The sequence below is a fragment of the Acidovorax sp. FJL06 genome (genome assembly GCF_003852545.1).
In the GTDB taxonomy this organism is placed as follows: Bacteria; Pseudomonadota; Gammaproteobacteria; order Burkholderiales; family Burkholderiaceae_C; genus Acidovorax.
In genome coordinates this window covers 83,993-101,095 of the sequence record NZ_QAJR01000002.1, presented here as the reverse complement: position 1 = coordinate 101,095, position 17,103 = coordinate 83,993, and the positions used below count along the sequence as shown (strand labels likewise).

Genomic DNA, 17,103 nt, shown 5'->3' with positions numbered 1-17,103 from the left:
GTGGCGGCCCTGGGCGGGCGGGAGAATGCCTTCACCAGCCGCGACTACACGGGCTACTACCAGCAGATTCCGTCCAATCGCCTCGAAGACGTGATGAAGCTCGAATCGGACCGGTTTGCCAACAACCACTGGCCCGACGAAGAGTTCAAGAAGGAGATCGAGGTCGTCAAGGAAGAGCGCCGCCTGCGCACCGAAGACCAGCCCCGCGCCGTGCTGGCCGAGCAGCTGTTTGCCGCCACCTTCAGTGCCTCGCCCTACCGCCGGCCCATCGTGGGCTGGATGAGCGACCTGGATGCGATGACGCCCGAGGACGTGCGCGCTTTCCACCGCCAGTGGTACACGCCCACCAACGCCGCCGTGGTGGTGGCCGGCGATGTGGATGCGGCGCAGGTGCGCGCGCTGGCCGAAAAGTACTACGGCAGCCTGCCCGTGCATGCGCTGCCCGCACGCAAGCCGCGCACCGAGCCCGTGCAGCCCGGCCTGCGCCGCATCGCGGTCAAGGCCCCGGCCGAGCAGGCCTATGTGGCGCTGGCCTTCCGTGCGCCCAGCCTGAAGCGGCTGGACACGCTCACCGACAGCGACCGTGACGCGCTGGCGCTGATGGTGCTGTCGGCCGTGTTCAACGGCTATGACGGCGCCCGGCTGGACCGGGCCCTGACGCAGGGCGCGGGCCGCGTGGCCGACAGCGCCAGCAGCTCGGCCATGGTCACGGGGCGCGGCCCCAGCCTGTTCATGCTCAGCGGCGTGCCGGCCGCAGGCAAGACCGCCCAGCAGGTCGAAGACGCGCTGCGCGCCGAGGTGGCCCGTGTGGCGCGTGACGGCGTGAGCGAGGAGGAACTGGCCCGCGTGAAGACGCAATGGATCGCCTCGACCGTGTACGAGCGCGATTCGGTGATGAGCCAGGCGCAGGAGCTGGGCGGCAACTGGGTGCAGGGCTTTCCGCTGGATGCCAACGAGCGCCTGCTGGCCCTGCTGCGCACCGTGACCCCGGCCCAGGTGCAGGCCGTGGCCGCCAAGTACTTTGGCGACGACCAGCTCACCGTGGCCACCCTGCTGCCACAGCCCCTGGATGCCCCACGCCCGCGCGCCACGCTGCCGCCCGGCGCGGTCATCCGCTGAACCCGCACTGGGCCTTTGCACATGATTACTATCAAAAATATAGCTGCTCGCGCATTGTTGGCAGGCGCTACAGCCATTATTTACTCCAACCCCGCCTGGGCGCTGCTGCCCATCCAGCACTGGACGGAACCGAGCGGCGCCAAGGTGTACCTGGTGGAAAGCCCGGTCATCCCCATGGTGGACGTGCAGATCGACTTTGACGCCGGCAGCCGCCGCGACCCGGCGGGCCAGTCGGGCCTGGCCAGCGCCGTGGCCGCCATGGCCGGCAAGGGCGTGAAGGCGGCGGGCGCCGCCGAGCCCGCGCTCGACGAGAACGCCCTGGGCGAAGCCTGGGCCGACCTGGGTGCCAGCTTCGAGGCCGCCGCCGACAACGATGCGCTGCACTATGCGCTGCGCTCGCTGACCGACGCGCCGCTGCTCGACCGCGCGGCACGCCTGGCGGCGCGGCAGATCGCCGAGCCCATGACGACCGACGAGGTCTGGCAACGCGACCGCGCCCGCTGGGGCGCCAGCCTGAAAGAGGCCAACACCCGCCCCGCCACCGTGGCCAACCACGCGTTCGCCGCTGCCGTGTATGGCAGCCACCCCTATGGCGTGCGCACCACCGAAGCCACGCTGGCACGCGTCGGCGTGGCCGACATGCAGGCCTTCCACGCCCAGCACATCGCCGCCTGCCGTGCCAAGGTCAGCATCGTGGGGGCCGTGTCGCGCGCCCAGGCGCAGGCGCTGGTGGCCACGCTGCTGTCGCGCCTGCCGGCCAGCACAGGCTGCGCGCCATTGCCGCCGGTGGGTGAGATCAACGCGCTCACCGCGCCGGCCGAGCAGAACATTCCGTTCGCCTCGGCCCAGGCCCATGTGCTCATCGGCCAGCCGGGCTTTCAGCGCCGCGACCCGGACTTTGTGGCGCTGCTGGTGGGCAACCACATCCTGGGCGGCGGTGGCTTTGTCTCGCGCCTGACCCACGAGGTGCGCGAAAAGCGCGGGCTCTCGTACAGCGTGTACAGCTACTTCGCATCGGGCCTGCATGCCGGGGCCTTCACCGTGGGCTTGCAGACGCGCCCCGACCAGGCGCGAGAGGCCGTGCAGGTGTCGCGCGACGTGATCGCCCGCTTTGTGGCCGACGGCCCCACCGAGGCCGAGCTGCGTGCCGCCAAGGACAACCTCATGGGCGGCTTCGCGCTGCGCATCGACAGCAACAAGAAACTGCTCTCCAACGTGGCCAACATGGCCTGGAACGACCTGCCGCTGGACTACCTCGACCAGTGGACGAAAAAGGTGGATGCCCTGACGGTGGCCGATGTGCGCGCCGCCATGGCCCGCAAGCTGCAGCCCGAACGCATGGTGACCGTGGTGGTGGGAGGCAAGCAGCCATGAGCCGGTCCACCCTGCGCGGCAGCGCCATCAACGCCGAGATCCGCAAGGCCCAGGCAGCGGCCGCTGCCCCGGCGGCCCCCAAGAAAAGCCCCAAGGACAAGCCCGCCGCCGCTGCCCCCAAAGGCGCGGGCGAAATCCGCATCATCGGTGGGCAGTGGAAGCGCACCCGCCTGCCCGTGGCCCAGCGCCCGGGCCTGCGCCCCACACCCGACCGCGTGCGCGAAACGCTCTTCAACTGGCTGGGCCAGGACCTCTCTGGCTGGCGCTGCCTGGACGCGTTTGCGGGCACGGGCGCGCTGGGGTTCGAAGCCGCGTCGCGCGGCGCCGCAGCCGTGCAGTTGGTGGAAAGCGATGCAGCATTGGTCGCGCAGCTCCAGGTGCTGCAGGCCAAGCTGCAGGCCAGCGCCGTGCGCGTGCAGCGCGGTGACGGTGTGGCCGCCCTGAAACAGGCCGCGCCCGCCAGCGTGGACCTGGTGCTGCTCGACCCGCCGTTTGACGGCGACCTGTTTGCCCCCGCCTTGCAGGCCGCTGCGAAGGCCGTGGCTGCAGAGGGCTTCATCTACCTCGAAGCCCCTCGCGCCTGGACGGACGAGGAGCTGGCCGCCAGTGGCCTGGTGCTGCACCGCCACCTCAAGGCCGGTGCGGTGCACGCGCATTTGTTGAAGCGCGCCTGAAAGCCGCGCCCACCCTGGGTGCTCAAGGTGTTTTCCGTTGCCGGGCGACGGAATGCGCCAGACGGGAGGCAGCAGGGGGGCTGGCCGCCACACCCTGCTGGCGGATCGCAGGCGCCCATCGCGCCCGCATGCAGCGGGGGATTGCGCCACCGGGCCTCCCCGCCGGTAGCGGAGGAGACGGGGCCCCGCAGGTTTATGTTGCACTGCACTGCATAATGCGCGCACGCGGCCCGGCGGGCCCTGCGGGGGGAATGCCCCGGGGGCCGGGGGCCAACGTCATTCGCCATACAGGAGACAACCAGCCATGGCCCAGAACGTGCTCGCCGTGTACCCCGGAACCTTTGACCCGATCACCTTGGGCCATGAAGACGTGGTGCGCAGGGCCACCCAGTTGTTTGAACGCGTGATCGTGGCCGTGGCTGCGGGCCACCACAAGAAGACCCTGTTCTCGCTGGAGGAGCGCATCGAGATGGTGCGCGAGGCCGTGAAGATGTATCCCCAGGTGCAGGTCGAGCCCTTTTCGGGCCTGTTGCGCGACTTTGTGGTGGAGCGCGGCGGCAAGGCCATGGTGCGCGGCCTGCGCGCCGTGACCGACTTCGACTACGAGTTCCAGCTCGCGGGCATGAACCGCAGCCTGATGCCGCAGGTGGAGACCGTGTTCCTCACGCCCAGCGACAAATACCAGTTCATCAGCAGCACCTTTGTGCGCGAGATCGCCGTGCTGGGTGGCGAGGTGACCAAGTTCGTGTCGCCGTCGGTCGAGGAGCGCCTGGCGGTCAAGGTGCGCAGCCTGGCAGCGCCGGGCTGACCTGCTCAGCGGGTGGTGGCCCGCTTCTATGCAAGAAAATGGCCGTTGCCGCGCGATGGAAAAGGGTTTTTAGCTATATAAATGGTAGCTAAACATCCTGTTGCGCCAGCCGCTGCGCAATGGCGGCGGCTTCGGCCCGCAGGGCTTCCAGCATGGGCGTCACCTCGGGTAGGGGTGGGCGGTACAGCGGCAGGAGCGCCGTCACGCTGAACGGGATCGAAAACGCCAGAGGCCGCAGCACCAGCTGGTCGCTGGCGGCGGCCAGGGCCGTCACCGGGTTGACGATGGCCACGCCCAGGCCCTGTTGCACCATGGCGCAGACGGCGGCGGCGCTGTGGGTTTCCATGCGCAGGGTGCGGGCCACGCCGGCCTCGGCAAAACGCGCGTCGATCAGGCGGCGGTAGGGGTCGTCGGCTGAGAGGCTCACAAAATATTCACCGGCAAAGTCCTCCAGCCGCAGCCTGCGCTGCCGGGCCAGTGGGTGGCTGGCGGGCAACACGGCCACCTCGTCGAGCGTGAGCAGCACCTCGGCGCGGGTGCCGGGCGGGGCGCTGGCCTGCTCGCACAGGCCCAGGTCAAAGCGCTGGGCGCTCATCCATTCTTCCAGCAGCGGTGACTCTTGCGGCGTGACCGACAGGCGCGCCTGCGGGTGGTGCTGCATCAGCCGCGCCGCTGCGCCGGGCAGCAGCGCGTGCGCGAGCGCGGGCAGGCACAGCACCGACAGCTGCACGGCGTCGGGCCGGCCCAGGGCCACGGCCCGGTCCACCACGCGCTCCAGCCCCTGCCAGGAGCGCTGCACCTCGTCCCACAGCGCCAGCGCCCGCGCGTTGGGGCGCAGGCGGCCTTGCGCGCGCTCGAACAGCGCATAGCCCAGCAGCGCTTCGAGCCGCGCCAGCTCGCGGCTCACGGTGGGCTGCGAGCTGTGCAGCAGGTCGGCCGCGCCCGTGGCGCTGCCGGCGGTCATCACCGCGCGGAAGACCTCGATGTGGCGGTGGGTGATGCGGTGGGTGAGGGTGGGGTCGGACATGCCAGTCATGTGCAAAGCATATCTATATTGAATGGATGGCGTAAACCAAAGCATTCGACTGAATACGCGGATGGCGGCATCATCCGCGCATCGTTCACGCCTTCTGCCTTTGGAGCCTCCCCATGTCCAACCCCTTCTCCCCCGCCCAGCTCTGGGCCCTGGTCGACCAGTTCGGCACCCCGCTGTGGGTGTATGACGCGGCCACCATCCGCCAGCGCATTGCGCAGGTGTCCAACTTCGAGACCATCCGCTTTGCGCAAAAGGCCTGCTCCAACATCCACATCCTCAAGCTGATGCGCGAGCAGGGTGTGAAGGTGGATGCGGTCTCGCGCGGCGAGATCCTGCGCGCGCTGGCGGCGGGCTACGTGGCAGGCGGCGAGCCTTCGGAGATCGTTTTCACCGCCGACCTGTTCGATGCCGCCACGCTGGACTGCGTGGTGGAGCATGGCGTGCCGGTTAACGCAGGCTCCATCGACATGCTGCACCAGCTGGGCGCGCGCTCGCCAGGCCATGCCGTGTGGCTGCGCATCAACCCCGGCTTTGGCCATGGTCACAGCAACAAGACCAACACGGGCGGCGAACACAGCAAGCATGGCATCTGGCACACCGATCTGCCTGCAGCACTGGCCGCCATCGCGCAGCACGGGCTGAAGCTGGTGGGCCTGCACATGCACATCGGCTCGGGCGTGGATTACAGCCACCTGCAGGAAGTGTGTGGCGCCATGGTCAACCTGGTGCGCACGGCCCATGCGGCGGGGCATGACCTGCACGCCATCTCGGCCGGTGGCGGCCTGTCCATCCCCTACCGCAGTGGCGACCCGGTGGTCGATACCCAGCACTACCACGGCCTGTGGGACGCGGCGCGCCAGCAGGCCGAGGCCATCGTGGGCCACAAGCTGGGCCTGGAGATCGAGCCCGGCCGCTTCCTGGTGGCCGAATCCGGCGTGCTGCTGGGCCAGGTGCGTGCCACCAAGAACGCGGGCAACAACCACTTTGTGCTGGTCGATACCGGCTTCAACGAACTCATGCGTCCGTCCATGTACGGCAGCTACCACGCCATGAGCGTGCTGCGCCGCGATGGCTCAACGGCCGCTGAACGCCCGAGCGTGGTGGCCGGCCCGCTGTGCGAATCGGGCGACGTGTTCACCCAGGGCGACGGTGGCGTGGTGCTGCCGCGCGACCTGCCCGCCGCGCAGGTGGGCGACCTGCTGGTGATCCACGACACGGGGGCCTATGGCGCGAGCATGTCCTCCAACTACAACACGCGGCCTTTGATCGCCGAGGTGCTGGTGGATGGCGGTCAGGCGCGCCTCATCCGCCGCCGCCAGACGGTGGATGAGTTGCTCGCGCTGGAACTGGGTTTGTAAAAGGAAAGGGGTTGACCGGGCCGCTCAGGGCTCGATCAGCTCGGACGCCGGGCCCCGCCCCATCAGCTGCGCCACGGCGGCGGCCGGGGTGAGCTGGCCGTCCAGCAGGGCCACGACGGCGCGGGTGATGGGCATGTCCACGCCCACCACGGCCGCACGCTGCGCCACGGTGCGGGCGCTGTAGACGCCCTCGGCCACATGGCCCAGTGATTCCACGGCCTGTTGCAGGCTCTTGCCTTCGGCCAGCAGCAGGCCCACGCGGCGGTTGCGCGACAGGTCGCCGGTGGCGGTCAGCACCAGATCGCCCAGGCCCGACAGGCCCATGAAGGTGTCGGGCCGCGCGCCCAGCGCCAGGCCCAGGCGGGTCATTTCGGCCAGGCCGCGCGTGATGAGCGCGGCGCGGGCGTTGAGCCCCAGCGCGAGCCCATCGCACAGGCCGGTGGCAATGGCCAGCACGTTTTTCACCGCACCGCCCACTTCCACGCCCACGATGTCCTCGTTGGCATACACCCGCACACTGGGGCTGTGAAAGGCGTGGACCAGCGCGTCGCGCACGGCAGCGTGGGCGCTGGCGGCCACCAGCGCGGTGGGCTGGCCCAGCGCCACTTCCTGCGCAAAGCTCGGGCCGCTGAACACGCCTGCTATCAAATCGGGAGCTATCAGCGCTTGCACTTCGTGCGCCAGCAGCCCAAAAGAGGCCGAACCGGCCCCAGCCGGAACGGCTTCAAAGCCCTTGCACAGCCAGGCCACGGGCGCGGTGCAGCCGGCCAGCGCCTGCAACATGCCGCGCAGCGCCGCCATGGGGGTGGCCACGACGACGAGGTCGGCAGCGGACAGCAGCGGACGGAAATCGCCGTCGGCCACGGAAAGAGAAGGGGGGAAGGCGATGCCCGGCAGGTAGCGGGCGTTCTGCGCCTGATTGCGCATGCTCTGCGCCTGGGCCGCGTCGCGGGCCCACAGGGTGACCGCATGCCCGGCGGGGTGCTGGGCCGCGCTCATGGCGACGGCCGACCCCCAGGCGCCAGCGCCTAGGACTATGATTTTCATAGCTGCTTGCGCTTATGTGTCGGGCGCTGGAGGTCCATAGGATGTTTAATTTCAATGGTCCATTGCGCTGCGCCTTGCCTGCTGCCTGTGGAACCGGCGTGGCCCAGGCGAGGTAGCCGCGGAACTGGCTTTGCCAGGCCGCTGGCTGCGTCCCCCTCCCGTAGCGCGCAGCGCGTAGAGAGAGGGGGAAGGCGCGAAGCGACTCAGGGGGCGCTTTACATCACTGCGTGATGATGGGCGAAGCCTGGCCGGCGGCCTGGGCTTGCTGCTGCTCGTACATGGCCTGGAAGTTGATTTCGGCCAGGTGCACGGGTGGGAAGCCAGCGCGGTTGATCACGTCGGCCACGTTGCCACGCAGGTAGGGGTACACGATCTGGGGGCAGGCGATGCCCATGATGGGGCCCATCTGGTCTTCGGGCACGTTGCGGATTTCGAAGATGCCGGCCTGCTTGGCTTCGACCAGGAACACGGTCTTGTCCTTGATCTTGGTCTGCACCGTGGCCGTGACGGACACTTCAAAGATGCCTTCGGCCACGGGGGTGGCTTCCACGCCGAGCTGGATGTCCACGCTCGGCTGCTCTTGCTCGATAAGGATGGCGGGGGAGTTGGGTTGCTCCAGCGACATGTCCTTGAGGTAGACGCGTTGGATCTGGAACACGGGATTTTCTTGGTCGGCCATGGTGAAGTCTCTTTGCTCTAACGAAATTTCTAGCAAAACAAAACCCGCCGGGGTGAAGGCAACGCTGAACAAGTCTCTCGCGTGCCGCGCATCCCTGGTTTGGGTGGTCTGCTGCGTTGCAAATGCTCGCAATAGCTACGGCTATTGCTGCGCTTTGCGCCTTGCATTCCATCCCAAATCAGGGCGCGCGCCATCGCGGAGACTTACTCATCGTCGCCCAGCTCCCGCAGCGGGCACATGGGGCTGCATTATGCAGCGCCCGAGGGTGGGGTCAGGCGGCGCCCAGCAGGGGCATCAGCTCGCCACGGCCGTCCAGCGCCACCAGGTCGTCGTGCCCGCCCACATGGGTGTCACCGATGTAGATCTGCGGCACCGTGCGGCGGCCGGTGATCTCCATCATGTGGCTGCGCGCGGCGGGGTCGGTGTCGATGCGGATCTCCTCGATCTGCTCCACGCCCTTGGCCTTGAGGATCTGCTTGGCCCGGATGCAGTAGGGGCAGACGGCGGTGGTGTACATCTTCACGGGTTGCATGGCGGACATTCCTCTTTCTTCCTGTGGGGCTGAATAACCAGCGGCAAGCGTAGCGCTGACCGAATAGCTGGGGTTGGATCAGGCCTTTTCCACAGGGAGGCTGGCTTCGCGCCAGGCCTTGAGGCCACCGGCCATGGCCTGGGCGTTGTCGTAGCCCAGCTTCTTGGCGATGGCCACGGCGCGGTTGGCGCGGGCGCCGCTGGCGCAGACCAGCACCACGGGCAGGGCCTTGTTCTTGACCAGGGTGGGCAGGCGCTCTTCCAGTTGGGAGAGGGGCACGTTCTTGGCGCCGCCCACGTGGCCGGCGGCGAATTCCTCGGTCTCGCAGACGTCGATGACCACGGCTTTTTCGCGGTTGATGAGCTGCACGGCACGTGCGGGTGTCAGCGAGCCGCCACTGGCGTTCTTGAGGACCGGCCACAGCAACATGCTGCCCGAAGCCAGTGCAACGAGGAACAGATACCAGTTATCAATAATGAATTTCACGAAGTTTCCTTGGGTTGGCGAACAGCGTAATTCTAGAATGCTGGGTTTTGGCCCGCTTTTCTTTGACCCGCCTTTCCTGGGGAAACCATGTACAAACTCGTTCTGATCCGCCACGGCGAATCCACCTGGAACCTTGAAAACCGCTTTACCGGCTGGACCGATGTGGACCTCACGCCCACTGGCGTGTCCCAGGCCATGTCGGCCGGCAAGCTGCTCAAGGCCGAAGGCTACGAGTTCGACCTGGCGTTCACCAGCGTGCTCAAGCGTGCCATCCACACCCTGTGGTACACGCTCGACGAGATGGACTCCACCTGGCTGCCTGTGGTGAAGGACTGGCGCCTGAACGAGCGCCACTACGGCGCCCTGCAGGGCCTGAACAAGGCCGACATGGCCAAACAGTATGGCGACGAGCAGGTGCTGGTGTGGCGCCGCAGCTATGACACGCCCCCGCCCGCGCTGGAAGCCACCGACCCCCGCAGCGAGCGCGGTGACCGCCGCTACGCTGGCGTGGCGGCCGAGAGTGTTCCGCTGACTGAATGCCTGAAAGACACCGTGGCCCGCGTGCTGCCGTTCTGGAACGAGGCCATGGCGCCTGCCATCCGTTCGGGCAAGCGGGTGGTGGTGGCCGCACACGGCAACTCGATCCGCGCGCTGGTGAAGTACCTGGACAACATTTCCGAGTCCGACATCGTGGGTCTGAACATTCCCAACGGGATTCCGCTGGTATATGAGCTCGACGCCGACCTCAAGCCCATCCGTCACTACTATCTGGGCGATGCCGAAGCGGCTGCGAAGGCTGCCGCCGCCGTCGCATCCCAGGGCAAAGCGTAAATTGCAGGTAAAGGCGGGGGAAAACCCCGCTGATCGCCGCCAAAGTGAGCATCCATGCGGAACTGCGGCGGGCTTGGCCCTTCCAAGGTGTATATTGGTTTTGAAGCGGTAAAAGGTGTTGTATGGGCCAAAAACTCAAGATTGCAGGATGGGTGTCGGTAGGCGTGGTGGCGGGTGCGCTCACCACGGTGTCACTGCAAACCGTGGCGCGTGGCGCCATGACACCGCTGCCGCTGGAGGAAATCCAGCAGCTGTCCGCCGTGTTCGGCCTGGTCAAGACCGACTATGTGGAGCCGGTGGATGACAAGAAGCTCATCACCGACGCCATCTCGGGCATGGTCTCCAGCCTGGACCCGCACTCCCAGTATTTCGACAAGAAGTCCTTCAAGGAATTCCGCGAGGGCACTTCGGGCCGTTTCGTGGGCGTGGGCATCGAGATCACCCAGGAAGACGGGCTGATCAAGGTGGTTTCCCCCATCGAGGGCTCGCCGGCCTTCCGCGCGGGCCTCAAGACCAACGACCTGATCACCAAGATCGACGAAACGGCCGTCAAGGGCCTGGCGCTCAATGACGCCGTCAAGCGCATGCGCGGCGAGCCCAACACCAAGGTCACGCTCACCATCTTCCGCAAGGACGAGAACCGCTCTTTCCCCGTCACCATCACCCGCGAAGAGATCAAGACCCAGTCCGTCAAGGGCAAGGTGGTGGAGCCCGGTTATGGCTGGATCCGCCTGTCGCAGTTCCAGGAGCGCACGGTGGATGACTTTGTGCGCAAGGTGGAAGAGGTCTACAAGCAGGAGCCCAACCTCAAGGGCCTGGTGCTGGACCTGCGCAACGACCCGGGCGGCCTGCTGGATGCTGCCGTGGCGATCTCGGCAGCCTTCCTGCCCGAGAACGTGACCGTGGTCACCACCAACGGCCAGCTGGCCGACAGCAAAGCCACCTACAAGGCCGCGCCCGACTACTACCAGCGCCGGGGCGGGGGCGACCCGCTCAAGCGCCTGCCCGCCGCACTCAAGTCGGTGCCGCTGGTGGTGCTGGTGAACGAAGGCTCGGCCTCGGCCAGCGAGATCGTGGCCGGCGCACTGCAGGATCACAAGCGCGCCACCATCATGGGCAGCCAGACCTTTGGCAAGGGCTCGGTGCAGACGGTGCGCCCCCTGGGCCCGGACACCGGCATCAAGCTGACCACGGCGCGCTACTACACCCCGAGCGGCAAGTCGATCCAGGCCAAGGGCATCGTGCCCGACGTGATGATCGACGAGTCGGAAGAGGGCAGCCCCTTTGCGGCCCTGCGCATGCGCGAGGCCGACCTCGAAAAGCACCTGGGCAGCGGCCAGGGCGAAGAAAAGAAGGACGAGGCCCGTGAGAAGGCGCGCGAGGAAGCCCGCAAGCGCATGGAAGACGAGGCCAAGAAGCCGGCCGCCGAGCGCAAGATCCCCGAGTTCGGGACCGACAAGGACTTCCAGCTGGTGCAGGCGCTCAACCAGCTCAGGGGCCGCCCGGTGCTGGTCAGCAAGACCCTGACGGAACGCAAGGAAGAAAAGAAAGAGAATTGAGCCTTTCGCGCTCTGCTCTTCAGGCTGGATTTCGCGAGGAATCCAGCCTTTTTCACGCCTTCCATTGGCCCTTTCGCCCGAGACTTCATGACCGACGACCAGCTTCTGCGCTATTCCCGCCACATCCTGCTCGATGAAATGGGCATTGAGGGGCAGGAGCGGGTGCTGGCCGCACACGTCCTCATCATCGGCGCGGGCGGACTGGGGTCGCCGGCTGCGCTCTACCTGGCCTCGGCGGGCGTGGGGCACATCACGCTGGTGGATGACGATGTGGTGGACCTCACCAACCTGCAGCGCCAGATTGCGCACACCACGGCGCGCGTGGGGCTTCCGAAGGTGGATTCGGCCGCCGAGGCCATCGCGGCCATCAACCCCGGGGTGCGGGTGACCCGGCTGCAGGCCCGGGTGGACGCGGCGGCCCTGGAGGGCCTGGTGCAGGCGGCCACGGTGGTGCTCGACTGCAGCGACAACTACACCACGCGCCACGCGGTCAACGCCGCCTGCGTGCGCCACGGCAAGCCCTTGGTGGCGGGCGCGGTGATCCAGTTCGACGGCCAGATCACGGTGGTGGACCCCCGCGACGCACAATCACCCTGCTATGCCTGCATCTTTGCGCCGGACGCGGAGTTTGAAGAGGTGCGCTGCTCCACCATGGGCGTGTTCGCCCCCCTGGTGGGCGTGGTGGGTGCCATGCAGGCGGCCGAGGCGCTCAAGCTGCTGGCGGGCATCGGGCCGTCGCTGGCGGGCCGGCTGCTGATGCTGGACGGCCGCTCGATGGAGTGGAACACGATGCGCGTGCAGCGTGCTCCCCACTGCCCGGTGTGCGCGGCGCGGTAGGACTGCTCCTACAGCCCCAACCTGTTGCCGCTGGCAGAATCCGGGCACCCCAACGCTTAAATTCAGGGTGAGAGCAGCGTGCCCCTGCGCTGATCGCCAACGTGGACCCGCCTGTGAAGCTGCGCACCTACATTGTTGAAGACAACGCGACCATCCGCGAGAACCTCATTGGTACGCTGGAAGAGTTGGCGTCTGTGGAGGCCGTGGGGGTGGCAGAAACCGAGGACGAGGGCACGCAATGGCTCGCCACCCATGGCGAGCAATGGGACTTGGCCATCGTCGATCTGTTCCTGCGCCAGGGCAGCGGGCTGGGGGTGCTGGCAGCCTGCCGCACGCGCCGCCCGGGGCAGAAGATGGTGGTGCTGAGCAACTATGCCACCCCCGATGTGCGCATGCGCTGCGCGCAGCTCGGGGTGGATGCGGTGTTCGACAAATCCAACGAAATCGATGCGCTGGTGGACTACTGCGTGCTGCACAGCAGCAGCCATCCGGTGGGCGTGGATGTGAGCGGTTCACGGACTCCGCCCTCGGGCGCGTGACGGGTGCCGCCGTGAGCCCCTGTGCGGCGCATGGCCCAACCCGGCCCTGCCCCGGGCAGGCGGTGGGCACAGGCGACCTGTATGTCAATCAATCAGGCGGTTCTTGAGCGCGTAGTAGGTCAGGTCGCTGTTGGACGACAGGCCCATCTTTTCCATCAGCCGCGTGCGGTAGGTGCTCACGGTCTTGACGCTCAGCGACAGGGCCTTGGCGATGTCGCCCGCCGTCTCGCCCTTGGCCAGCTTGAGGAACACCTGGAACTCCCGCTCCGACAGCTGCTCGTGGGGCGGGGCGTCGTCCTTGCGGTTGAGCTGCTGCGCCAGCAACTCGGCCACGGTGGGCGTCAGGTAGCGGCGGCCCAGCGCGATGGTGCGGATGGCTTCCACGATCTCCGCGGGCTCGCATTCCTTGTTCAGGTAGCCGCTCGCGCCCTGGCGGATCAGGGTGATCGCATAGTGTTCTTCCGGGTAGCCGCTCAGGATCAGGATGCCCATGTCGGGGGCCTTGGCGCGCAGCATGGCCAGCGCATCGAGCCCGCTCTGGCCGGGCATCGACAGGTCCATCAGCAGCACGTCGATCTCCTTGTTGCGCACCAGGTCGATGGCCTCGCGGCCGTTGGCGGCCTCGCCCTCGACCCGCAGGTCCACGTGCTCCGACAGGAACTGCCGCAACCCGGCGCGAACAATCGCATGGTCATCCACAATGCCGATCTTGATCATTGGTGCTTCTTTCGTGGGGCCGCCGCGCTGCTGCGGGTGTGCGGGGCGAGGGGTGTCCTGCGGGGGCCGGCGTGCCGTTGCGGGGCTGGGGCCGCTGGCCGGTGATGGTCCATTATCCAGAATAAAGAACAGGCATATGACTCTCCAGGAAAACACCCAACACTGGTTGCCCAAGGTCCGCAAAATGGCGCTGAGCCTGCCCATGGCGCTGCTGGCCGCGATGGTGCTGGTGGGCATCAATGAGACGGGGCACATGCGCTCGCAGGCTGCGCTGGAGCAGATGACCCAGGGCGTGGCCACGCGCGGCGACGTGAACAAGCTGCTGCAGAGCATGCTGGATGCCGAGACGGGCCAGCGGGGCTACCTGCTCACCGGCAACGAGACCTACCTGGAGCCCTACGACAGGGCCGTCGCCACCGTGCAGACCCACATGGACCGGCTGCGTGGCCAGTTCGTCGATACCCCGGATGACATGCTGGAGTTTGCGCTGCTGTCCCGGGAGATCGCACGCAAGCTGGCCGAGATGGAGCTGAGCCTGCGGCTGCGCCGCAAGGGCAACGAGGATGCCTGGAAGTTCATCCTCAACACCGATGTGGGCAAGGAGCACATGGAGGCGATCCGCATGCATGCGCAGGAGTTGGTTGCGCGCAGCGACGCGCGCCTGTCGCAGGGCCGGGCGCAGATCGAGCAGTCGCTTACGCTGTCGCGCCTGGGCATCGCCACCGTCACCGTGATCGGCCTGCTGGCCTTCTACATGTATTTGCGCCAGGCGCAGGCCGTGCAGGCCGTGAACCAGCGGGAGCAGGCGCTGCTGGAGCGCGAGCGGGACCGGCTGGAAGGCCTGGTGCGCGAGCGCACTGCCACGCTGTCGGAGCTGGCCAACCACCTGCAGCAGGTGCGCGAAGAAGAGCGCGGACACCTGGCGCGCGAGTTGCACGACGAGCTGGGTGCGCTGCTCACGGCCGCCAAGCTCGATGTGGCGCGCCTCAAATCCAAGATCAATGCCACGGCACCCGACATCGCCGAGCGCCTCAAGCACCTCACGGACACCCTCAACAGCGGCATTGCGCTCAAGCGCCGCATCATCGAAGACCTGCGCCCCTCGTCCCTGTCCAACCTGGGGCTCACAGCCGCGCTGGAAATCCTGACGCGCGAATACGCCGAGCGCGCGGGCATCCAGGTCGAGACCAGCCTGGAGGCCGTGCAGCTGCCCGATGCCACCCAGCTCACGGTGTACCGCATGGTGCAGGAAGCCCTGACCAACATCGGCAAGTACGCCCGGGCCACGAAGGTGCTGGTCTCGGTGCATGCCCACCCCACCCATGTGGCGGTGCAGGTGCGCGACGATGGGGTGGGCTTCGACCCCGCCGCCGTGCGGCCCACCTCGCACGGGCTGGCCGGCATGCGCCACCGCGTCGAGGCGGCAGGGGGGCGCCTGGCGCTCACTTCGCGCCCTGGCCATGGCACCTTGCTGTCGGCGGTGCTGCCGCTGCAGCGGGCGCCGGTGGAGCCGCCGCCGGTGGCTGGCCAGGGGGAATGATGGGGGCGCGGCACGCCGGACGCCTGTTCCCTGTGCTCTTTCCAGGGCAGCCCTCGGTGGCCATGCCGGGTCGCACCTGCGGCGCGTTGTCCTACGCACCCTCCGCCACGGCGCCGACACAGGGGTGCGCGGAGCGCCGGCACCCCGGGCCCGGGCCGCTGCCTACAGTGGGGCCGTGTTCCAATGCTCACCCACCGCGCAAGGCGCTGCGGGCCGGTAGACTGGATGCGCTTTTGCCCCGTGTTCCCAACCATTCTTGACGAAGGAAAACACCATGAAATACGCACGTGCCCTTGCTTTCGCCGCTGTCGCCGGCATCACCATCGCCACGGCCACTGGCTGTTCGGTGGCCCGCGACCAGCAGACCGTGGGCGCCTATGTGGATGACGCCGGCATCACCACCGCCATCAAGGCCAAGATGGCCGAAGACAAGAACGTGTCGGCCACCTCCATCAGCGTGGAGACGCTCAACGGCACGGTGCAGCTCTCGGGCTTTGCCAAGTCGCAGGCCGAGAAGAACCAGGCCGAGAACATTGCCCGCACCACCAAGCATGTGCGTGAAGTGCGCAACAGCATCGTTGTCCGGCCCTGAGCAAGGGTGAGACCTGACCCGATGCCCGGGCGGGCGATGGCCCGGCCCGGCATTGGCACTTTTTGGAAAGCAGGCACCAGGCACGCCCTGGCGCCTGCTTTTTTCTTTTGCAGGGGTGCGGCAGCGGGCGCACCGGATGCCTTGCGCATTGCCGCGCCCCCGATAAGCTCCACACCATGCGGGTATTCAATTGCGACCATTGCGGCCATCTGGTCTTTTTCGACAGCGTGCAGTGCCTGCACTGCGGCAGCGCGCTGGCCTTCCTGCCCGATGTGCTGACCATGGCGGCCCTGGTGCCTGCGCCGCAGGACGGTGCCGACCTGTGGCGGCGCAGAGGGGCGCGAGGCAGTGCCGACCACAGCGGGCGCCTGTACCGCATGTGCCGCAACCACACCGAGCACCAGGCCTGCAACTTTGCGGTGCCCGCCAACGACTACACCGAACTGTGCGTGTCCTGCCGGCAGACGCGGGCGACGCCCGATCTGGCCGAAGCTGCCCATCGGGGCCGTTGGATGCAGACCGAGGCCGCCAAGCGGCGCCTGTACTACGGCCTGGCCCGCCTGGGCCTGGAGCCCGCGCTCGGGCGCGCCGGGCCCGTGTTCGAGCTGCTGGCCGAGGTGCCCGGGGGGCCGCCGGTGCTGACGGGCCACCACGGCGGCACCATTACGCTCAATGTGGCCGAGGCCGACGACGACGAGCGTGCCCGTCGGCGCATTGCCCTGGGCGAGCCCTACCGCACGCTGATCGGCCACCTGCGCCACGAGTCCGGCCATTTTTACTGGGACCAACTGGTGCGCGACGGCGGCCGCAGCGACGACTTCCGCCGCGTGTTCGGTGACGAGCGCCAAGACTACGCCGCTGCGCTCCAGGCCCACTATGCCAAGGGCAATGACCTGGGCGACTGGGCCGACCACCATGTGAGCGCCTACGCCTCAGCCCACCCCTGGGAGGACTGGGCAGAGACCTGGGCCCATTACCTGCACATGATCGACCTGCTGGAGACCTCGGCCAGCTATGCCACCGAGGTCACGGTGCCGGGCATCTACGGCGCGCAGCACAGCCGTGCCGTCGATCCCTTTGCCACCCCGGCGCCCGACTTCGACACCATGCTGCGGCACCTCGTGCCCCTGACGCTGCTGCTCAACAGCCTCACGCGCAGCCTGGGCCAGTTGGACGCCTACCCCTTTGCGCTGGCCGAGCAGGCGCTCGCCAAGCTCCGCTTTGTGCACGAGGTGGTGCGCGCCGCGGGCGCGGCCGCAGCCGAAGTGGCTGCAGCACCGCCGCCCCCTGCGCCCGTTGTTTCCTCAGCTATCAAAAAGTTAGCTAAAAGATGAACAGGAGCGGGCGGTAGATCCTATTTTTGTTCAGTGTTGGT

Annotated in this window: 18 protein-coding genes; 12 read left to right on the top strand and 6 right to left on the bottom strand. The window is 67.6% G+C overall.

All coding sequences use genetic code 11. The features are described 5' to 3' along the window. The 4 genes from DBV10_RS01555 to coaD form a co-directional block, all read left to right on the top strand. A partial coding sequence (locus DBV10_RS01555) for a pitrilysin family protein (protein ID WP_233589765.1) occupies positions 1-1,119 on the top strand: 1,119 nt, incomplete at its 5' end. Positions 1,120-1,140: 21 nt separating this feature from the next. Further along, a complete protein-coding gene (locus DBV10_RS01550) occupies positions 1,141-2,493 on the top strand; it encodes a pitrilysin family protein (RefSeq protein ID WP_124509943.1) in 1,353 nt (450 codons plus the stop codon). Continuing rightward, positions 2,490-3,167, top strand: coding sequence for a 16S rRNA (guanine(966)-N(2))-methyltransferase RsmD (gene rsmD, locus DBV10_RS01545; protein ID WP_124509941.1), 678 nt, complete (start codon positions 2,490-2,492; stop codon positions 3,165-3,167). Before DBV10_RS01550 ends, rsmD begins: the two co-directional genes overlap by 4 nt. A 304-nt stretch (positions 3,168-3,471) precedes the next feature. Next, positions 3,472-3,975, top strand: a complete 504-nt coding sequence (gene coaD / locus DBV10_RS01540) for a pantetheine-phosphate adenylyltransferase (RefSeq protein ID WP_124509939.1) — start codon at positions 3,472-3,474, stop codon at positions 3,973-3,975. 88 nt (positions 3,976-4,063) lie between these two features. Here the strand turns inward: coaD and DBV10_RS01535 are convergent, their stop codons facing one another. Further along, positions 4,064-5,002: a LysR family transcriptional regulator gene (locus DBV10_RS01535; protein WP_124509937.1), complete on the bottom strand. Its 939-nt coding sequence runs from the start codon at positions 5,000-5,002 to the stop codon at positions 4,064-4,066. 122 nt (positions 5,003-5,124) lie between these two features. Here DBV10_RS01535 and lysA point away from each other — a divergent pair, with 122 nt between their 5' ends. Further along, a complete protein-coding gene (gene lysA / locus DBV10_RS01530; protein WP_124509935.1) occupies positions 5,125-6,369 on the top strand; it encodes a diaminopimelate decarboxylase in 1,245 nt (414 codons plus the stop codon). A gap of 24 nt (positions 6,370-6,393) precedes the next feature. On the opposite strand, the gene DBV10_RS01525 is transcribed toward lysA, so the two are convergent. The 4 genes from DBV10_RS01525 to DBV10_RS01510 all read right to left on the bottom strand — a co-directional run bounded on the left by DBV10_RS01525 (position 6,394) and on the right by DBV10_RS01510 (position 9,113). Then, positions 6,394-7,416 carry an NAD(P)H-dependent glycerol-3-phosphate dehydrogenase gene (locus tag DBV10_RS01525; protein WP_124509933.1) on the bottom strand — a complete coding sequence of 341 codons (1,023 nt, stop codon included), beginning with the start codon at positions 7,414-7,416 and terminating at the stop codon, positions 6,394-6,396. 220 nt (positions 7,417-7,636) lie between these two features. Next, positions 7,637-8,095 carry a protein-export chaperone SecB gene (gene secB, locus DBV10_RS01520; RefSeq protein ID WP_063458840.1) on the bottom strand — a complete coding sequence of 153 codons (459 nt, stop codon included), beginning with the start codon at positions 8,093-8,095 and terminating at the stop codon, positions 7,637-7,639. Positions 8,096-8,366: 271 nt separating this feature from the next. Further along, positions 8,367-8,627: a glutaredoxin 3 gene (gene grxC, locus DBV10_RS01515; protein WP_124509963.1), complete on the bottom strand. Its 261-nt coding sequence runs from the start codon at positions 8,625-8,627 to the stop codon at positions 8,367-8,369. Positions 8,628-8,705: 78 nt separating this feature from the next. Beyond that, positions 8,706-9,113 carry a rhodanese-like domain-containing protein gene (locus tag DBV10_RS01510; protein ID WP_124509931.1) on the bottom strand — a complete coding sequence of 136 codons (408 nt, stop codon included), beginning with the start codon at positions 9,111-9,113 and terminating at the stop codon, positions 8,706-8,708. A gap of 87 nt (positions 9,114-9,200) precedes the next feature. Between DBV10_RS01510 and gpmA the strand changes: the two genes are divergently transcribed. The 4 genes from gpmA to DBV10_RS01490 all read left to right on the top strand — a co-directional run bounded on the left by gpmA (position 9,201) and on the right by DBV10_RS01490 (position 12,879). Further along, entirely contained in the window at positions 9,201-9,944 is a 744-nt protein-coding gene (gene gpmA, locus DBV10_RS01505) for a 2,3-diphosphoglycerate-dependent phosphoglycerate mutase (protein ID WP_124509929.1), read from the top strand. A gap of 122 nt (positions 9,945-10,066) precedes the next feature. Next, entirely contained in the window at positions 10,067-11,503 is a 1,437-nt protein-coding gene (locus DBV10_RS01500; RefSeq protein WP_124509927.1) for a S41 family peptidase, read from the top strand. Between the two features lie 87 nt (positions 11,504-11,590). Next, complete coding sequence (locus tag DBV10_RS01495; protein WP_124509925.1) at positions 11,591-12,340, top strand: HesA/MoeB/ThiF family protein; 750 nt, start codon at positions 11,591-11,593, stop codon at positions 12,338-12,340. A 113-nt stretch (positions 12,341-12,453) separates the two neighbouring features. Beyond that, complete coding sequence (locus DBV10_RS01490) at positions 12,454-12,879, top strand: response regulator (protein ID WP_124509923.1); 426 nt, start codon at positions 12,454-12,456, stop codon at positions 12,877-12,879. Positions 12,880-12,963: 84 nt separating this feature from the next. On the opposite strand, the gene DBV10_RS01485 is transcribed toward DBV10_RS01490, so the two are convergent. After that, the gene (locus DBV10_RS01485) at positions 12,964-13,596 is read right to left on the bottom strand and encodes a response regulator transcription factor (RefSeq protein WP_124509921.1); all 633 of its coding nucleotides are present in this window, start codon (positions 13,594-13,596) and stop codon (positions 12,964-12,966) included. Between the two features lie 136 nt (positions 13,597-13,732). Here DBV10_RS01485 and DBV10_RS01480 point away from each other — a divergent pair, with 136 nt between their 5' ends. The 3 genes from DBV10_RS01480 (at position 13,733) to DBV10_RS01470 (ending at position 17,062) form a co-directional block, all read left to right on the top strand. Further along, the gene (locus DBV10_RS01480) at positions 13,733-15,136 is read left to right on the top strand and encodes a CHASE3 domain-containing protein (protein WP_124509919.1); all 1,404 of its coding nucleotides are present in this window, start codon (positions 13,733-13,735) and stop codon (positions 15,134-15,136) included. A gap of 274 nt (positions 15,137-15,410) precedes the next feature. Continuing rightward, a complete protein-coding gene (locus tag DBV10_RS01475; RefSeq protein WP_124509917.1) occupies positions 15,411-15,728 on the top strand; it encodes a BON domain-containing protein in 318 nt (105 codons plus the stop codon). A gap of 176 nt (positions 15,729-15,904) precedes the next feature. Beyond that, positions 15,905-17,062 (top strand): putative zinc-binding metallopeptidase, encoded by a 1,158-nt coding sequence (locus DBV10_RS01470; protein WP_124509915.1) that lies wholly within the window; start codon positions 15,905-15,907, stop codon positions 17,060-17,062. Positions 17,063-17,103: the final 41 nt, after the last annotated feature.